21 protein-coding genes are annotated in these 18,831 nt (G+C 35.7%); 10 read left to right on the top strand and 11 right to left on the bottom strand.

What is annotated here, in order from left to right:
• Positions 1–107: 107 nt before the first annotated feature.
• On the top strand, positions 108–725 hold the full coding sequence (locus KI343_RS04610) for a class I SAM-dependent methyltransferase (protein ID WP_212925266.1): 618 nt from the start codon (positions 108–110) through the stop codon (positions 723–725).
• 246 nt (positions 726–971) lie between these two features.
• Here KI343_RS04610 and KI343_RS04615 read toward each other — a convergent pair whose 3' ends face one another.
• The 7 genes from KI343_RS04615 to cbpB form a co-directional block, all read right to left on the bottom strand.
• Positions 972–1,634, bottom strand: a complete 663-nt coding sequence (locus tag KI343_RS04615) for a potassium channel family protein (RefSeq protein ID WP_212925267.1) — start codon at positions 1,632–1,634, stop codon at positions 972–974.
• Between the two features lie 80 nt (positions 1,635–1,714).
• Entirely contained in the window at positions 1,715–3,544 is a 1,830-nt protein-coding gene (locus tag KI343_RS04620) for an ABC transporter ATP-binding protein (protein ID WP_212925268.1), read from the bottom strand.
• A gap of 15 nt (positions 3,545–3,559) precedes the next feature.
• Entirely contained in the window at positions 3,560–5,308 is a 1,749-nt protein-coding gene (locus KI343_RS04625; RefSeq protein ID WP_212925269.1) for an ABC transporter ATP-binding protein, read from the bottom strand.
• A gap of 190 nt (positions 5,309–5,498) precedes the next feature.
• Positions 5,499–5,939, bottom strand: a complete 441-nt coding sequence (locus tag KI343_RS04630; RefSeq protein WP_212925270.1) for a TlpA family protein disulfide reductase — start codon at positions 5,937–5,939, stop codon at positions 5,499–5,501.
• Positions 5,940–6,066: 127 nt separating this feature from the next.
• Positions 6,067–7,185, bottom strand: coding sequence for an N-acetyldiaminopimelate deacetylase (locus tag KI343_RS04635; protein WP_212925271.1), 1,119 nt, complete (start codon positions 7,183–7,185; stop codon positions 6,067–6,069).
• Between the two features lie 16 nt (positions 7,186–7,201).
• Complete coding sequence (gene dapD / locus KI343_RS04640; protein WP_212925272.1) at positions 7,202–7,912, bottom strand: 2,3,4,5-tetrahydropyridine-2,6-dicarboxylate N-acetyltransferase; 711 nt, start codon at positions 7,910–7,912, stop codon at positions 7,202–7,204.
• 190 nt (positions 7,913–8,102) lie between these two features.
• On the bottom strand, positions 8,103–8,552 hold the full coding sequence (cbpB, locus tag KI343_RS04645) for a cyclic-di-AMP-binding protein CbpB (RefSeq protein WP_212925273.1): 450 nt from the start codon (positions 8,550–8,552) through the stop codon (positions 8,103–8,105).
• Between the two features lie 418 nt (positions 8,553–8,970).
• Between cbpB and KI343_RS04650 the strand changes: the two genes are divergently transcribed.
• The 3 genes from KI343_RS04650 (at position 8,971) to KI343_RS04660 (ending at position 11,229) form a co-directional block, all read left to right on the top strand.
• Positions 8,971–9,819: a metallophosphoesterase gene (locus KI343_RS04650; protein WP_212925274.1), complete on the top strand. Its 849-nt coding sequence runs from the start codon at positions 8,971–8,973 to the stop codon at positions 9,817–9,819.
• A gap of 115 nt (positions 9,820–9,934) precedes the next feature.
• Positions 9,935–10,507: an SCO family protein gene (locus tag KI343_RS04655; protein WP_212925275.1), complete on the top strand. Its 573-nt coding sequence runs from the start codon at positions 9,935–9,937 to the stop codon at positions 10,505–10,507.
• 251 nt (positions 10,508–10,758) lie between these two features.
• Complete coding sequence (locus KI343_RS04660; protein ID WP_212925276.1) at positions 10,759–11,229, top strand: YkyB family protein; 471 nt, start codon at positions 10,759–10,761, stop codon at positions 11,227–11,229.
• Between the two features lie 210 nt (positions 11,230–11,439).
• On the opposite strand, the gene KI343_RS04665 is transcribed toward KI343_RS04660, so the two are convergent.
• Both KI343_RS04665 and KI343_RS04670 read right to left on the bottom strand, forming a co-directional pair.
• A complete protein-coding gene (locus KI343_RS04665; RefSeq protein ID WP_212925277.1) occupies positions 11,440–11,763 on the bottom strand; it encodes a hypothetical protein in 324 nt (107 codons plus the stop codon).
• A 506-nt stretch (positions 11,764–12,269) separates the two neighbouring features.
• Positions 12,270–12,434, bottom strand: coding sequence for an FbpB family small basic protein (locus tag KI343_RS04670; RefSeq protein ID WP_212925278.1), 165 nt, complete (start codon positions 12,432–12,434; stop codon positions 12,270–12,272).
• Between the two features lie 114 nt (positions 12,435–12,548).
• On the opposite strand from KI343_RS04670, the gene KI343_RS04675 reads away from it, so the two are divergent.
• From KI343_RS04675 to KI343_RS20530, 3 genes are all read left to right on the top strand, one after another.
• A complete protein-coding gene (locus tag KI343_RS04675; protein WP_212925279.1) occupies positions 12,549–13,715 on the top strand; it encodes an aminotransferase A in 1,167 nt (388 codons plus the stop codon).
• Between the two features lie 73 nt (positions 13,716–13,788).
• A complete protein-coding gene (gene lepB, locus KI343_RS04680) occupies positions 13,789–14,313 on the top strand; it encodes a signal peptidase I (protein WP_280530112.1) in 525 nt (174 codons plus the stop codon).
• Positions 14,314–14,715: 402 nt separating this feature from the next.
• Positions 14,716–14,838, top strand: a complete 123-nt coding sequence (locus KI343_RS20530) for a YjcZ family sporulation protein (protein ID WP_212925281.1) — start codon at positions 14,716–14,718, stop codon at positions 14,836–14,838.
• A 156-nt stretch (positions 14,839–14,994) separates the two neighbouring features.
• On the opposite strand, the gene KI343_RS04690 is transcribed toward KI343_RS20530, so the two are convergent.
• Together KI343_RS04690 and KI343_RS04695 are read right to left on the bottom strand one after the other, a co-directional pair.
• Positions 14,995–16,359, bottom strand: a complete 1,365-nt coding sequence (locus tag KI343_RS04690) for a TrkH family potassium uptake protein (RefSeq protein ID WP_212925282.1) — start codon at positions 16,357–16,359, stop codon at positions 14,995–14,997.
• Positions 16,360–16,388: 29 nt separating this feature from the next.
• Positions 16,389–16,790, bottom strand: a complete 402-nt coding sequence (locus KI343_RS04695) for a YwpF family protein (RefSeq protein WP_212925283.1) — start codon at positions 16,788–16,790, stop codon at positions 16,389–16,391.
• Positions 16,791–17,055: 265 nt separating this feature from the next.
• On the opposite strand from KI343_RS04695, the gene nfsA reads away from it, so the two are divergent.
• From nfsA to KI343_RS04710, 3 genes are all read left to right on the top strand, one after another.
• On the top strand, positions 17,056–17,802 hold the full coding sequence (gene nfsA, locus KI343_RS04700; RefSeq protein WP_212925284.1) for an oxygen-insensitive NADPH nitroreductase: 747 nt from the start codon (positions 17,056–17,058) through the stop codon (positions 17,800–17,802).
• Positions 17,803–18,067: 265 nt separating this feature from the next.
• Entirely contained in the window at positions 18,068–18,271 is a 204-nt protein-coding gene (locus tag KI343_RS04705) for a DUF1657 domain-containing protein (protein WP_212925285.1), read from the top strand.
• A gap of 67 nt (positions 18,272–18,338) precedes the next feature.
• Positions 18,339–18,785 carry a hypothetical protein gene (locus KI343_RS04710; protein ID WP_212925286.1) on the top strand — a complete coding sequence of 149 codons (447 nt, stop codon included), beginning with the start codon at positions 18,339–18,341 and terminating at the stop codon, positions 18,783–18,785.
• Positions 18,786–18,831: the final 46 nt, after the last annotated feature.

Below are 18,831 nucleotides of genomic sequence, written 5' to 3' on the forward strand. Positions count from 1 at the left end.
TAGGAAAGCATAAGAAAACTACCGATTCATTAAAAGAGGAATAGAAGCGAGTTGTTTCAAAAGAGGAAGCAAGATCACGCCGCTATTTTAGAAAGAGGTTAATCATCATGAAGGACAAATACTACGATAAATTATTAAACATTCATACAATGGAAAATAAGAAAACTACATATCCTGAATCCCATCACTATAATCCTTATGAACCCACTCCATATAGCGCATTAGAAAAGTTATTGAAGGCTTATTCTTTTGGCAAACAAGATTCAGTAATTGATTTTGGCTGCGGAAAAGGACGTTTACCTTTTTACCTCCATTATTTCCAGCATATCTCTGTTACTGGAATAGAAATGGATCCCCAATTTTTTAACGATGCGCAGCATAACTTGCAGGCTTATCGACACTTAACTGCTTCAGATTGTTATCAAGCGAACATTCAATTTATTTGCTGTTTAGCAGAGGAATATACCATTTCAGCCATGGATAATCGTTTTTACTTTTTCAATCCATTTTCCATACAAATCTTCCAACGTGTTATTTCTAATATTCAAAAATCCATAGCAAGCAAACCTAGAGAAGTAGACATTATTTTATATTATCCGCATGACTCTTATATTCATTTCCTTGAACACTACAGTCCATTTGAGCTCTATCTAGAAATAAAACTAAAAGCCTACTGGCTGAATCCAGATGAACGAATCGTTATCTACCGGTACAGCAACATATAATTCTAAATAAGTGATAAAACGTCTATCCCCTTTGATAAATTCATATAAAAAAGGATGAGACAAATTTATCCAGCAACTTCCGAACATCCTTTGTGCAAATACCACTTTGAAAATATACGCCACTTTCCATGGGTCTTTTCTTCAGGTCTTCCCCCGTGCTTTCCCACAGGAGTCTGCCTATATTTCTTCCGCGCTATTAACAATTGTTCGGCTTCTTGATTTTTTTGTCCCAACCTCTTTGTATGTTTATTCAAAAACCAAAGCTTTTTCAAAACGATCAATATCCTGATCTGCCCCTATGACAATTAATATATCCCCCTCTTTTAAGGGTTGGTTTGCTTCAGGGGAAACATCAATTTCTGCATCTCTTTTTATCGCAACAATATTACATCCAAACCTTGCCCGGACGTCAAGTGTAATTAAATTCTTTCCAATCATTTTCTTTCCGGCAATGACTTCTACAATACTGTACTCATTGGAAAGTTCTAGATACTCTAAAATATTATTGGAAATAAAGCTGTGCGCTAACCGTTTCCCCATATCGCGCTCCGGATGAACAACATGATGAACACCAATACGGCTCAGTATTTTTTCATGATAATCATTCTGTGCTTTAACCGTAATTCTTCTTATCTCTAAATCAGTTAATATAACCGCAGCCAGAATACTCGCTTGAATGTTTTCACCAATAGCTACAATAACATGGTCAAAATTTGTAATTCCAATTTCTTTCAAAGCATCTTCATCTGTTGCATCCATCACCACAGAATGATAAGCAATATTTTTATATTCATTTACTTTAGTTTCATCGGTATCAATTGCCAGGACATGCATTCCTTTATCGCTAAGTTCCTTACATACACTGCCGCCAAACCGGCCCAAACCAATTACTGCAAAATCTTTTTTCATAAGAAACCTCCATTCTCCTGCTCCTTATATTAACATAAAAAAGGGAACAACTTAATAAAAAGCTGTTCCCTTTTTTTGCTCTACATAGCATCTAACATAGTAAATTGTGATTTTACCAGCTCATAATATTTTCCTTGCTGGCTCATTAATTCTTGATGATTTCCATATTCCAGAACTTCTCCTTGCTCTAGTACATAGATACAATCTGCTTCCCGAATAGTAGAAAGACGGTGCGCAATGATAATGGAGGTTCTACCTTTTAAAAGGTGTTTTAGAGCCCTCTGAATCTTTACTTCTGATTCCGTATCAATGCTTGCTGTTGCTTCATCCAATATGATAATACTCGGATTTGCTAAGAGCGCTCTTGCAAAGGACAATAATTGCCTTTCTCCAGCAGATAGGATATTCCCCCGCTCTTCCACTTCAGTCTCATAATCATTTGCTAAGCGTCTGATAAAACTATCTGCACCTACAACTTTTGCAGCTTCCTTTACTTCTTCATCGCTAGCATCAGGTCTCCCAAAACGAATGTTTTCCATAATCGTTCCAGAGAATATAAATGTATCTTGAAGGACTACACTAATTTGTTGACGCAAACTATTTAGCGTCACATCCCGCAAATCATGCCCGTCTATTCGAACTGCTCCACTTGTAGGATCATAAAAGCGACTAATTAAATTGGCAATGGTAGACTTGCCGCTTCCTGTATGACCAACCAAAGCAATGGTCTGCCCTGCTTTAATATCTAAGGATATTTTCTTTAATGCTAAACGATCAGCATTATAGGCAAATTCTACTTCATTAAATTCAATATGACCTTTCATTTCTTTCATCTCATAAGCATTTTCTTTTTCAGCAACATTAGGCTGTTCATCTAAGAATTCAAAAATACGTTCCGAAGAAGCCATTGCCATTAACAATTGATTATACATCTGCCCAAGTCTAGAAATTGGTTCCCAAAACATTCCCAAGAAAAAGGCAAAGGAAATAAATGTACCTAATTCAATTGTTCCGTTAAGAATCAAATAAGAACCAAAGGCAATTAATATAATGGTTCCTGCTGCATCACAGATATCCACGAGAGGTCTGAAAAAGGCACTTTTCTTTGCTGCGTCACGGAAGCTATTAAAATAACCACTGTTAACTCCATCAAAGAATTCAGCGTTCTCCTTCTCTTGAGAGAAAGACTGTGTAATTCGCATTCCTTGAAGTCCTTCATTTAAATGGGAATTCATTCTAGATTGCTGTAAGCGAACCAATTGCCAAGAACGTCTTATTTTTTTACGTAATGCAGTAGATATCAGAAACATTAATGGGATCACAATGACAACAGCTAATGCTAATGGTGGACTCATAATAAACAGAATCACGATTATTCCGCTTAACATTAAAATATCCATTAATAGATTTATAATTCCATTTGTAAATAACTCTTGCAGAGAATTAATATCATTTAAAATTCGTACAAGGATGGATCCTGCTGAGCGCGTATCAAAAAATCGGTGTGATAAATGTTGTACGTGAGAAAACAACTTTTGTCTTAAATCATAAATAACATTTTGCCCTAATATATTTACCCATTTTATCCGAAAGCGATTGGCAACAAAACTGATCAAATAAAGTATTGCTATACCAATAACTAGATAGACCAAAAGATTCGTATCGTTGCCTGCAATCGCAATATCCACAGCTACCTTACCAATTAAAATTGGTATTGCCAATCGAATAGCTGTTGCAATAACCATTGCAATAATAGCCCCAGGTAAATACGTTTTCAAATACGGTTTTAAATACTGAAGCAGCCTCCACATCTGTGACCAATTAAACGGCTTGTCAATGGCTTGATCCACGGTATAATGAAATCGCTTTAAATGTTTACTTTGTCTTTGTGGCTCTTTTGCTTTCCCCATCTGTTCCACCTCCCTTTAATTAACCACGCTTACAATTTCTTCACGATCCTGGTATTGAATTTTGTAAATACGTTCATATGGTCCATTATTGTTTAATAAGAAATCATGCGTACCACGTTCCACGATTTCTCCATCTTCTAATACTAAAATCTCATCAGCATGTTTTATAGAAGAAATACGATGCGCAATAATAAAGGATGTTCTGTTCCTCATTACTTCTCTTAATGCTTTTTGAATTTTATGCTCTGTTTGCATATCAACAGCAGACGTTGCATCATCTAACACAAGAATACTTGGGTCAATACAAATTGCACGGGCAATAGCAATACGCTGCTTCTGCCCCCCAGATAGTCCCATACCCCGTTCTCCTAGCAGGGTGTCATAGCCATCTGGAAGCTCCATAATAAAATCGTGCGCTTGTGCCATTTTCGCAGCTGCAATAATATCTTCATCTTTAATTCCCGGTGTACCATAAGAGATATTTTCCTTGATTGTCGTCGAAAACAGAAACGGCTCTTGCAAGACGAAACCAATTTGACTGCGAAGCGTTTTCAATTGATAGTCCGAAACAGGTCGACCGTCAACAAGCACTTCTCCTTCTTCCGGTTCATAAAATCGAGTTATTAGTTGGGTAATACTTGTTTTTCCGGATCCAGTTGCTCCAATTAGACCAATTGTTTTTCCTGGAGGAGCATCAAAAGTGATGTGTTTTAATGCTTCATCGTCTTCTTCAATATAGGTTAAAGTCACATTTTTAAAAGTGACATGACCTTGAATCTTCGTATCGATAGCATTAGGTTTTTCTTCTATATCTTCATGCGCTTCTAAAATCTCTAACAATCGCTCCCCTGATGCCTTTGCTTGAGAAAATTGATTGATAATAAATCCTAAGTTCATAAGCGGTCCCATAATAAACCAGACTAAACTGAAAAATGCCATTAATTCCCCAGTTGTCATGGAACCATTAATAACAAAATAACCGCCAAATGCTAATAAGACGACGGCACTCACATTTCCTATAAACTCCATCACCGGAAAATATTTTGCCCATAAGCTTGAAGTAAACAGATATTTTTGACGATAATTATCATTACTTTCAGAAAACCTTCCAATCTCAAACGCTTCTCTCGATAACGATTTGACCGTATTCATCCCGCTAATATTTTCCTGTACCCTTGTATTCAGTCTACCGAAGGAGCGTCTTACATTTCGAAAAGCCGGATGGACTTGCTTATCGAATTTATAAACCACTATTGCAAGAAACGGCATTGCCATCATTGTAATAAGTGCAAGAGGAATGGAATAATAAAACATAACCGAAATACTAATTAGCATTAGAGAGACAACACGAATTAATTCTGCAAAACCGACAGAGAGAAAAAAACGAAAACCTTCTACATCTGCAGTCAGGCGAGACATAATATCCCCTGTTTTTGCGTTATCATAATACTTAAATGCCAGGGATTGCAACTTATCATATAAGGATCCACGCAGCTTATATACAGCAGTCATTCCAAATAAATCGCCAAGGTATTGAAAGAAAAAGGTAGATACCCCTTTGATAATCATTACCCCTAAGAAAGCTCCGCAGATATAAGGAATCAATCCATATCTTTGTCCAGCTACTACTTCATCAATCGTAATTTGAAGGATAATTGGATAAACGACTGTAATAGCCGTAACAATAAGCATACAGATAATTGACCATATAAAGTATTTCTTAAAAGGCCAGTAATAATGTTTTAACTTTTTAAATACATTCAAGATTTATTCCCCCTTCCTCTTTTCCGTATTAACTAATATAACGGTTTCCGAAATAAAATTCTACTGTTTTGTAAAATTTTTTAGAAAATTATTTTAAAAGAGTTATTTCACAAAAAAACTACTCGGGTGGCTTAGGTATTTTCGTCCCAATCCAAAAAAAATCCCTATTCTATAAAGAATAGAGGATGGTTTAATTCGTATGTAACAAACGTTTTAGACGCTTCTCTATTAAGCTCGTAGAAGATTTGCCAATCTGCATAAACCGCAGTCTCTCATACTTATCAAATAGATAAAAAGCAGGTACAAAACGAAATTGAAATTTATTTGTTAACTGATCATCGACATCATCTAGGCAAATAGCATCCATACGAATTTGGTCTAATTTATACCTGATTTCTGCTGCATTTGGATATTCTTTAGTTAAATACGTATGAATTAAAATCGGAACAACTTCCTTCGACTTTATTTCTGGGACTTCAGCTAATTGTTGTAAAAAATAACCACAGGACGAGCAACTTACTGACCAAAAAACAACAATGATTGGTTTACTACCTAATAGCGCAACTTTATAATTGCTTGCACCCAATTGTTTTACATCAGACAAATCCGGAAGCATATCGTAAATCCGCATCATGTCACTCCTTTTTTACTCTTTACCTGATATATGATGAAAGACTGAAATATATGTACGATTTTCATCATATAAACCTAAATTAAAAAGACTTCCTATTCAAAGGAAGTCTTTTTAGTCTGGTAGCTTAACCAAATGATCGTATGAATGTTTCTACCGCTTCAACACCAATAGCAAGTGCTTCTTCTTTAGGAGCTAACTTCGCATGGTGAAGCCCATACGGGGAGTCCACTCCAAGCCAAAACATAAAACCAGGAATTATTTTTAACATATCCCCAAAGTCCTCCCCAGTCATTGCCGGAGAAGCCTGGATATATTCCACATCTGTACTAGATAGGCATTCTTTAAATTGTTCAACATACTTCTCTGCATTTACTACTTGATAATAATTAGATCCATAATCTACGTTTATCTTACATTCATACGCTATTTCAAAACCTTTTATCAGCTTTTCCAGCTTTTCTTTTACGATGGAAATAGATGAAGCTTCTGTCGTTCGAATCGTTCCTTCCAAGCGTGCTGTCTCCGCTATTGCATTCTGAACAAAGCCACTCTCCATCTTACCAATCGTAATGACAGAACCGTCTAAAGGATTTAGCCCTCTAGAGACAATTTGTTGAAGTTGAACAACAAAGTTACTTGCCGCTACCGTCATATCCTTTGCTAAATGCGGATAAGCGGCATGTCCGCCAAGACCTTTAAAATCGATAAACAGCTCACTCGTATTCGCAAATAAAAGCCCAGGTTTGGAAGATACCTGTCCAACTGGTAATTCTGGAGCAATATGCAATGCAAAGATTGTATCCGGCTTCCAATCAAGAAACTCCTTCGATTCAATCATCGGCTTTGCACCGCCTGGACCTTCTTCGGCCGGCTGAAAAACAAACAAAACATTATCTTTTACCGGTCGGTCAATTATTCTTTGCAGTGCTGCCAGTGCAATCGTCATATGAAAATCATGGCCACAGGCATGCATTTTCCCAACATGTGTGGAAGAAAAATCAAACCCCGTATCTTCTAAAATTGGCAAACCGTCTATATCTGTACGGAAACCAATCCGTTTTGTAGGACTGGTCCCGTCAATATGTACTAGAATACCTGTGCGCCACGTTTTCACTTGAACACGGTCTGTCGCCATTTCTTGAATTTTGGTTAGCAAATATTGCTGTGTTTTCTCTTCTTGAAAACCTAATTCAGGTATGCGATGTAAATCCCTGCGAACACGTTGCAAATCAAATGCTGTCATATACTACTCAACTGCCTTAATTATCTAATTTACGAAGCTCTTGCTTAATTTCCGTTTTCGATTTTGTTTGTTCATCGATTTCCTTTAACACACGTGCAGGAGTTCCACCAACTAATGTATTAGGCGCAACATCTTTTGTAACAATAGATCCAGCTGCAACAATAGATCCTTTTCCGATAGTAATTCCCTCAAGAACCACAACATTCGCACCAATAACCACATCATCTTCCACAACCACTGGTTTTGCAGAAGGCGGTTCAATAACACCCGCTAATACAGTGCCTGCACCAATATGACAGTTTTTCCCTACTGTTGCTCTTCCACCAAGAACTGCATTCATATCAATCATTGTTCCCTCACCAATAACGGCACCAATATTAATAGACGCCCCCATCATAATCACGACGCCATCTCCAATTTCAACCTGGTCCCGAATTATTGCACCTGGTTCTATACGTGCGTTGATATTCTTTAAATCCAGCATAGGAATTGCAGAATTACGGCGATCATTTTCAATAACATAGTCTTCGATAACGGATTCATTTTCATTCAAGTATTTTTCTACCGCTTTCCATTCACCAAATAACGTACCACTTTTAGCATCAACAAACGCTTTTATGCCATCCTGTTCAGGTAGCTTGTCTAAATCACCTTTAACATATACTTTTACTGGTGTACTTTTTGTACTATTGGAAATAAATTGTATAATTTCATTTGCATCCATCATTAACTACTCCTCCATTTTATAATCTCTTTATTACTTTAGCAGACGTACGCATCCTCATCAACTAAAATAAATAAAAATTCATATCAGACTTTTCTAATCAAATAAGAACTTTTTCGGTACTTTATACATGCAAAGAGCCTCCTTTATGTGAGATACCGACGTACTCTTCTCCATAAAGGAGGCTCTGCTGTTATTTTTTATATACATTCATGTAAGTATCTTTTTTTATTTGCTTTAAAATGGCCCTTCTTGTTAATATTCCATCGAAATAACCGTCTGCATCTACTAAACAAACAAATGGGTGGTCAATTGAAGCATTAATACCATCTAATAAATTATTTTCCCTTGTTAATGTTGGAACGTCACTAGTCATTACTTCCATAACTTTTATTTCTGATAAGCGCTCCATTTCAAAACTTTCTATCCCTAATACTTCATTTAGGATAGCCGTTTTACCAATAATACCAGCAAACTTATATGTTGCATCAAGCACTGGTACTGCGGTATAACCTGATTTCATTAATACCAGCAATGCGTGTTCCAATGGATTATTAAGTTGAACGTGCGCCACCTTTTCAGCAGGTATAAGCACTTCACTTATCTTAATATCGATTAATTGCTTATCTTGTGTTGCACTCACATTGTTTACCCCCTTCTTCATGTAAAACAACCTTTTGTTTATTTCAGGGTGCTTATCAACATTTTGAAATTCCGTGAAAACAACATATACGCCTTCTTAAACAGCACTTCCTAATTCACTTGTTCATTTCTATGGTTAATTATTTACATTCCCAGTTCTTGTGTTATATACCCTGAAATGATAATACATAAACTACCAATTTCAAAACATACTACATGTTTATTTATCATTTATCCATACATATAGTAGTTTAACATACTTCCGAATTTCTCTCACGGTTATTGCATCCTTTGGTTCTTATCCTAGAAAAATATAAAGTGCAGCTTTCTATAGGACAAATCAAAGAGATTCCAAATGAAAAAAACCTCCCATCCGTGCTATAATTTTTACATCGGGTTATCAGAAAGGAAATTATACAATGAATCGCAGAACATTTTTAAAACGGTCCCTTGGAAGTTTATTGACATTACTGGGTTTAAGCGGAGGAACTTATTTTTATGCTCGTGAAATTGAACCTTCATTACTTACAATTACAGAAGAATCGATTACTTCTTCGCAAATTCCCACGGCTTTTAATCAGTTTAAAATTGTCCAATTTTCCGATACGCATTTAGGTTTTCATTATGACTTAGAACAATTTCAAAAACTCGTTTCAAAAATTAATAATCTGAAACCTGACTTAATCCTATTTACTGGCGACCTTGTTGATAAGCCCAATAATTACAACTGGAATGATAAACTTATAAATCTACTGAAAGAATTAGATGCCCCAAAAGGGAAATTTTGGATTTACGGGAATCATGATCACGGGGGTTACGGAACAGAGATATTACTAGAGACATTTGAAGCTGCAGATTTTACGCTCCTTCAAAATAGTGCTTCACGGATTCAATGTGGCGATGCTTCCTTTTTATTAGCAGGTCTTGATGACGCTATGTTGGGAAGTCCAAATATAGGTAAAGCATTAGAAACGCAATCTGAATCAGACTTCACCATTCTACTTGCGCACGAACCTGATCTTGCAGATACTGTAAAAGAATATCCAGTGGACATTCAATTATCAGGACATAGTCATGGTGGGCAAGTACGTCTTCCTTTCATTGGTGATTTATATACGCCTGCTTATGCGGAAAAATATGTTCAAGGTAAATATATCATTTCAGACCAACTAACACTCTATGTAAATAGCGGTATTGGCACAACTCGGCTACCTTATCGTTTTTTCTGTAGGCCAGAGCTACACGTATTTACATTACATTCCTCCTAATGTTCAAGGTAAGCGTTGCTTTCGAAATGTCAAAATTCCTTCATACAGAGTCCTTTCTCAACAAATCATCCAATGCTATAATGAACGTAAGATAATTGGGAAAGGATTTAATAATATGAAACGATACCTGATACCTATTGGTTTATTTTTCCTTTTAGCAGCATGTGGAAACAGTCACGCCATTCAAACAACAATGTCTGAACAAGTTCCCGATTTTGAATATACAACCCAAGATGAAAAAAAACTTTCTCTAGATGATTTAGAGGGAGAATGGTGGGTGGCTAACTTCATTTTTACAAATTGTACAACGGTTTGTATGCCGATGACCTATAACATGGCTCACCTGCAATCCATGATGGCAGAGGAAGACATTCAAGCACAACTTGTATCTTTTAGTGTAGATCCAGAACACGATACACCTGAAATTTTAAAGGATTATGCCTCTAATTATGATGTAGACTTTGATAATTGGTCGTTTGTAACAGGGTATGATTTTGAAACGATTCGTGAATTTTCAATTAAGCATTTTAAAAATCTCGTCCAAGCCCCTGCTGATGGAGAGGATCAAGTCCTGCACGGAACATCCTTTTTTCTAGTCAGTCCTGAAGGGGAAGTAGTTAAAAGTTATAATGGTGTTGAGATAGAAAATATGGATATTATCCTAGATGATTTAAAAAAAGTAAATTAGGAAATACCGATGCTCTAAACCTTGTTACCATGCCTTTTGGCAGTGACAATACGAATATCAAAAAATATGCTTTCAATTAAACATATTAAAAGGCTGTAGTAGCAAAACTATAGCCTTTTTTTATTCAAGCCACAAAAGCAGCTCATTTGTTCGTATTTTTGCGAGATAGTATTGAAATTCCATGAAGTTTAGGTTAGAGTAATAATTAAAACAGATTGTAATTAAATCCATTTTACAAGGGAGGTTTAAAAATGGAAAATAAAGTTGAGGTTCAACAAATAGCGCAAGCTCTATTTGTTATCAATAAGCATGCAAAAACTGCTCCCCAGCCTAAACAGCTATACCAGTTAAAAAAACAAGCCATTGAACAGTTACTTAAAGAGAAAAAAGCAGTTAAAAAAGGATTGCATTTTTCCGACCACCCCAAACTCAGTAATCAACATTCTACAGTACTTATTGAGGTCGGAGATTATTGTTTTCATATCCCTCCTACAAAAGGGGATTTAAAGCAATTAAAGCATTTTGGTTCACTAAATCAAACCTATCGTAATCCACCAGTAAAAATGTCTTTATCTAAGGCGAAACGACTTGTCGGGCAATATATTAATTGGAAATCCGATAAACCAAAATCCCTACCTGCAAGGAAACAACATTCCAGTTACTTTGTACCTTCCTCGCTTGGAAAAATGGAGTGGCCTCCTGCACATTCAAAAAGAAAATAAGGAGAATGAAAGCTTTTTCATGGACAAAAGAAGGTTAAGAAACAAGTATTTATTTTCGTCCACTTCTTCCGTTACTGGATAAAGTTGTTAATAGAAGAAAGAGAAGTATCCCCTCTGAAGTATACCAATTGGTTTTGAGTAATAGAATCGGCTTGTAAATAAAGCAACATGAGACGTGTTCAGGAAGTATTTTCCTTCTATTAGCGTGTTTTATTTTCTTTTTAATATAAATTGATGCAGTAATGGGAAAAGCGCTAAGCTAAATCCTAAAAAAGCTAAGCTTTGCATGGCAGCTTTTAAAAAGTGCCAAACATCTCTTTCTTGTCCAATAGCCAATACAGCTGTTAAGCAAATAACAAATGTACTTGTACCTACGTAGGAAAGAAACCGTAACAATTGTTTCTGAATCGCCCATTTATATATTTTTCTAATCACACAGTAGACAATAATACTGCTTAAGAGAATTAATAGGATATAAACATAAGAAACATTAACGCCAATATTACCGATCGAAATCATTCCAAATAATAGCATACACTCACCTTTTCTTCTCTAGTCTTAACGCTATCAGTTTCGTCAATAATTGTGGTGATTATACGCTAGCCTGTTAATGTAGGAACCCGCCAGCATCAGCCCTGCGCTAGAATTGAATTCTCTTTGAGAAAGATTCATCGCTTGTCTCTTTTTACAAGCCGCGACTTTTTTATATACGTAGAATGCTTAACAGTTTTGCTAGAACAAAAGCGCAGAGCGCCCGTTTAAAAACGTAGAGACTGGAGCGGCTTAACTGAGATAAAGGAATCACGGTGAGGTGACGAACCGATGATGACTTTCACCACGGGCATAAGCGCGACTACGGCTCTGCCTGCGCCTGCCGGCTTGTCAGTCGCCTAGTCTTCTTTATCGTAGGGCGCGGCGCGAAATCTCCTAGTTTTTGGCGCTTGGAGCTAGACGTGACTATTTATCTAAATAGTTATCCACACGCAAACAATTTTATAATTTCCTAACCTATAAAAAAACCGCTCTAGTAAGGATTTCTCCTACTCAGCGGTTAATTCATTATTATTTTTTTTATGAGAAAGTAAGAAAGCTTCTTGTTTCTTTTCTAACTTCTCTTCAATTTGTGATATACTTTTTTCATCGTTTAATAATTCTTGTCTGTTTATGTCAACTAGTTCTTCAAAGTTTAATGGTCTTGGTCGCATTCTTTTACACCCCTTTCTGTTACATACTATTATACCCAGAATCGTCCCTATTAATCCAAATTATTTGAACATTTATTGAACTATTTATTTTTTTCAAAAGTGAAGGTGATTTTGTTGAAACATTTAATCAATGATAATGTAAAAAATATTGAAATATCTGGAATTCGTAAATTCTTTAATCTTGTTTCAGATGAAAAGAATGTAGTTTCTTTAACCATTGGACAACCAGATTTTCATACGCCTAATAATGTCAAAAAAGCCGGTATCGGAGCTATCCAAAATAATTATACAACGTATACACCGAATCAAGGCATTTTTGAATTGCGGGATGCCATCCATACCTACTATAAAACGAATTATGAGGTAACTTATCAACCGGAAAATGAAATTATTGTTACTTCCGGCGCATCTGAAGCAATTGATATTACTTTTCGTACGATTTTATCACCAGATGATGAGGTGATTTTACCTAGCCCAATATATCCTGGTTATGAGCCACTTATTATTTTAGCTGGCGCAAAGCCAGTACATGTTGATACAACAAAAACCGGGTTTAAATTCACCCCTGAGAATTTAGCAAATGCGATTACAGAAAAAACAAAATGTGTGGTGCTCCCTTCTCCATCCAATCCAACTGGGGCAGCATATTCCAAAAAGGAACTAGAAGCTCTAGCTGATTTATTAGAAGGAAAAGAAATATTTATCTTATCTGACGAAATTTATAGTGAAATTGTATTTGATTTTGCTCATACATCCATTGCTTCTATTTCTGGTTTAAAAAATCAAACGATTGTTATCAATGGTGTATCCAAATCTCATTCCATGACGGGATTTCGTATAGGCTACACTCTTGCGCCCGAATGGTTATCCGAGCAAATGCTAAAGGTTCACCAATATAATGTGTCCTGTGCTACTTCGATTAGCCAATATGCTGCATTAGAAGCATTGACAACTTATCAACAGCATACATCACATATAAAAAAGGTTTTTAAACAGCGCAGAGACTATGTTTATGAACGCTTGGCCCATATGAATCTAGAGGTAGAACGACCACAAGGGGCCTTTTATATTTTTCCGAAGTTACGTGTAAACAGCATGAATTCGTTTAATCTTGGCCTTTCTCTTGTACGTGATGCAAAAGTTGCTCTCGTTCCAGGAAGCAGTTTTTCAAGTTATGGGGAAGGTTATATGCGCTTAAGTTATGCATACCACGAGACGATTTTAAAGGAAGGATTAGATCGTTTAGAAATATACCTTCAAAATAATAATCATTTGATTTAGTAAATTTGTACTCGAATCTTTAATCATGCTATGCTACGATAAAAGGAGATTATTCACTTTTGGAGGAGAGCATGTGGAGAATATCAATCATAAAAAAGAATGGATAGGCTGGTTAAAAGCAATTGTTATTATTATTATGATTGCGCTCTTTCTCAGGACTTTTATTTTTGCCACTTCCATTGTAGAAGGAGAAAGTATGTATCCTACCCTTCAAGATGGCGAACGCGTCGTTTTCAACAAAATTGTTTATTCCATCTATGAACCAGCTCGGGGCGACGTTATTATCATCCATCAGCCCCCTAAAAATTATGTAAAGCGTGTCATTGGGTTACCTGGAGAAACAATAGAGATTGAAAATAGTCAATTATTTATCGACGGGGATCCTTATCAACAGCATTTTTTAAGTGATGAAGTGATTGCGCAAACAAATAATTTTGGCCCTGTAGAAATACCCGAAGATTATTATTTTGTCATGGGAGATAATCGGTTAATAAGTAAAGACAGTCGTAATGGCCTCGGGCTTATTCCACGAGACGATATTATTGGAAAATCTGAATTAGTCATTTATCCATTCAGCAAATTTGGCTGGATACAATAAAAGCAGAAAGTTACATTCCTTCTTTTTATTAGAAGAGGAATGTAACTTTCTGCTTTTTTAACTTTATAGGTTTCAAAAAATATATTATTCTCTATCCATCAGACAATATCCAATATTTAATACAAGAATCGCAAAACATACTACACCGAAAAGCATTTCCATTCTAGGCACTCCTTTCACTTATGTACATATTGTTATTTTAGGATTTCTATTGTAATTCCATCTTATCAATATCCCTGCATAAAATAAAGTAAAAATTCTAATCGAGGTCTTTTCATCCTTTAATATATAGAAAATCAAGACCTTTCTCAATTGCTGATTCAAGCATCATCTAGGTCAAATGTCTATACACATTTTATCTACCTGCATACAGTAATACTGTAAGTTCAGGAGGTGAAAAGCATGGGCTATGGATATGGTGGTGGCTATGGTGGCGGCTACGGCACTGGCTACGGAAACGGCTTTGCGTTGATTGTTGTTCTTTTCATTTTATTAATCATCGTAGGAGCTGCATTTTACTGCTAATCAAAAAATCAATGGCTTGTGCTAGAGTACAGCACAAGCCATTTCATTTTCACTGGGAAAGATAATTTTTGAAGCCATCCTAAAAAATGGTTTACAAATGTATCCCTCACAGCATTTCAGAAATGGTACATTTTCCTTTTTTTGCAACTAGTGCTCTTAACCAATAATTATCCTCTCTTTCGGATAATTAAATTTCGGAGGGTCTTTTTTACGTCTGAAAACCAAGAGAAAGGTAAAAATACCGATTCGTCCAATAAACATGAGAATCATTAAAATGATCTTGCTTAATGCGGATAACTCTCCTGTAATTCCTAGAGATAAGCCCACTGTACCAAAAGCAGACGTCACTTCGAACATAATAGCATCCAACGAAATTGGCTCTAAAATGCTTATTAAAATAACAGAAGAAAAAACAACCATAATTGCAAAAAAGGTTACCGTAACAGCTTTATTTAAATCTACTTCATAAACCTCTCTGTGAAATATTTTAACGCCTCTCCCACCACGAATAAATGTGTATAAAAAGATAAGAACCAATGCAAAGGTTGTTGTTCGAATCCCTCCCCCAGCGCTGCTTGGAGACGCCCCAATAAACATAAGTGCAGACATAAATAAATGATTCGTATCCGATAATAAGTTTAAATCCATGGTTGCCAGCCCGCCACTTCTCGTTGTTACAGATTGGAATAGAGCATAAAAAAAGGACTCGTGCCAAGTAATACCTTTAAAAAATCCGTTTAGATCAAATAAGTAGATTCCCAACGCCCCAACGATAATCAGACTAAAAAAGGTGGTGGTTGTAAGTTTTGTAAACAGGCTAAAATGAAATCGTTTTTTAAGTTTTCTTTTATGAAATAGATATTCTTTTACCTCTATAATTACTGGATACCCAATCGCACCAACGATAATTAACACTATAGAAATGGATTGGACAAAATAATCGGAGTGAAAAGGAATCAGCGATTGACCTGTAATATCAAACCCGCCATTAGAAACGGCACTAATTACAGAAAAAAATCCATGTAGAAAAGCTTCTCCGAAAGAAGGATAGTATTTTGTAAAATAGAATCCTAAGATGATGAAAAAAACTGTTTCCATGGTTAATAACACATAAACAATATTTTTAATCAGCCTTACCATCCCATCAAAATGGGTTTGATTTTGATCGGTCATAATCATACTTCTTTCTTTAAAACCGATTCTTTTCCCCAACATAATCCATAGCATTGTACCAATCGCCATAATTCCTACTGCACCAAGCTGCATCATAAGAGCTAAAAAGATTATCCCAATCGTACTTAACGAGTCTGCGATGGAAATGGTGCTTAACCCTGTGACACTGATCGCACTAACAGCTGTAAAAATGACATCAATTAAAGGAATATCGATATCCGCCTGATGAGAAATAGGTAAAGATAGTAATACAGTCGATAACGCAATTGCTGCCGCATAATAAAGCAAAAGCAATTGGAAAGGTGACCACTTACCAATTTTCCCGTATTTATTAGATGATTTCTTCATTTTTTCCCCTTCTTTATATCCCATAAAAATTAATATACTTCTTTAAATTTTTTAATTAACTTTTCACCTTCATACCCTTTCTCTACAAGGGCCGTCAAAAGGTCTTCTACATCTTTTTTTTGTTTATCAATTAATTTCCCCATGAGCATTACATTCATTTGATTGCCAATTTCATGCATCTCTTTCATTTTCGTGATGAATGAAGCTGGTTCATTTGTATTTTTTGTAATCGTTGCTTGGACCATGAGCTCTTCATGCTGTTTATTTTCAAAGTAGTCCCAATAAGAACGATCGATAAACCCTTCAATTAACCATGTATTCTGATCATCTTCTCGGTTAATAATAAGGCCGTCGATTAGATTCACTTCTGTACCTTCTAGTCCCTTATCGTAATCTAAAATGACTAATTTACGCAGTTTGAATGTTTTCATTTACTTCCCCTCCATATGCAACTTACTGATTTTACTGCTTGTTATTTTTAAAGTCAATAATTTTTTATTTTTATATTGTCCTTATAATAACATAGTTCCTATTGCTTTCATTGTACGAAAACATTTTCTTTTGACTCCCCTGATATGAAAGCAATTTTCTTGGAGGCAAGATGAATCTCATGATACACTTATTAGAAAATATTGCGTTTTTCACGTATTGCTAAAGAGAAATTCATTTTTACAAAATAAGAGGGGGAATATACCAATGAATCAAATTATTGAAACAATAATGAACCATCGCTCGATTCGAAAGTTTGCAGATAAGCCTTTAAGCAATGATCAAATAAAAACAATTTTAGAAAGCGCACAGCGCGCTTCAACCTCAAGTAACGTTATGGCATATAGTATTATTGGCGTATCAGATCAAACAATTAAGGAAAAACTCTATGCTGTTTCTGGCCATTACCATGTTAAGAAAAATGGTCATTTACTTATTTTTTGTGCGGATTTACACCGAATTGATCAATTAGAAGGTATAGAACATACGCAAGCTTTTCAATCCAATCTTGAAAGCACAGAACAGCTGATAGTTGGAACGATTGACGCTGCTTTAGCTGCTCAAAATGCTGCAATTGCAGCAGAATCACTTGGGTTAGGTATTTGCTATTTAGGAAGTCTTCGGAATGATATTCAAGCCTTCAACGATATTTTACAATTGCCATCTCATGTCGTTCCGTTATTCGGATTAGCAATTGGTTATCCAAAGGAAATCCCAGATATCAAACCTCGGTTACCACTTGCAGCAATGTACCATGTAAACCAATATATTCCTTTTGAAAAGCAAAAGCATTTTATCCAAGAATATGACCAAACAATGCAAGACTATTATAAATCTCGAAGCTCCAACAATAAACAGGAAACATGGACAGAACAAATCAACAAAAAATACGCAAAACCAACTCGAATGGACGTTGGGCCCTTCGTCCAATCCAAAAACTTAAATAAGCAATAAGAAAATCCTAAAACACGACAGAACGCGCTTCTGTCGTGTTTTTGTACATCTGACTTTATTTCTTCAAAATCAAATGCCCTGACTTCTCCACTTCATGGTCAACGCATAAAAAAAGATGATATTATCTATAAAATCTGCTCTCGTTTAAATACTTCTCCTTACTTAACTTTAGTCCCTTATAGACCATGGAAATTGTTTACAAGCATAAAAAATGACTTTTTCTTAAAAATAATAAGTGCAAGACCCGAAAAGGAGAGTGGAGAAAATGACAATAGGTACTCAAGTTAAACAAACCATCGCAGGCTTAAAAAGTGCACAAGCAAGTCTTGAACAATTTGCGCTTCAAACAGATAATAAACAAGCAAAACAACTGTATCAAAATGCATCCCAACAAACTCAAGGTATTTTAGACCAGTTGGAGCCCAGAGTTCAGCAAATAATGCAAGAAGAACCCCAATATAATCAATAACAGTTATCTAGGGTGGCTATATGTATAGCCTCCCCCTACATACCAGATCAGAATAGGATGTGAAACTATGCATTTTAACAAAATAATCATACTGCTGTTGTCCTTAACTCTATTTTTGGTTGGATGCAATCATCAGGAATCTTCTTATCAAGATAAACCGAATATAGAGCGCATATCTACAAATTCACACCAAGACGCAGCTACCAAAGCGAAAGAATTACTAATGGACAGAGATGATATTAAAGCAGTTCACGCAGTAAATACAGAAGATATCCTGCTCATTACCGTTGAAACTCCTCATCATGAACGTTTCAATTTGGAAGATATTAGAAAGAAGTACCAAAAAGAACTTGAAAAAGCTTTTCCTAATTTCTCCATAGAATTATCAACAGATAAAAAGATAGGTCTTGAAACAACCAAGCTCGAGGAGAAAATAGCAGAAAATACAATAACAAAGGATGAAATAAAGAAAAAAATGAAGAAAATTATTCAGCTCTCTAAAGAGCAGACTTAAATATAAGGATAGAGGCTCAATCCTTTCTGTCGGAAAATAGGGTTTA

Source organism: Oceanobacillus sp. J11TS1 (genome assembly GCF_018333215.1).
Lineage (GTDB): Bacteria > Bacillota > Bacilli > Bacillales > Amphibacillaceae > Oceanobacillus.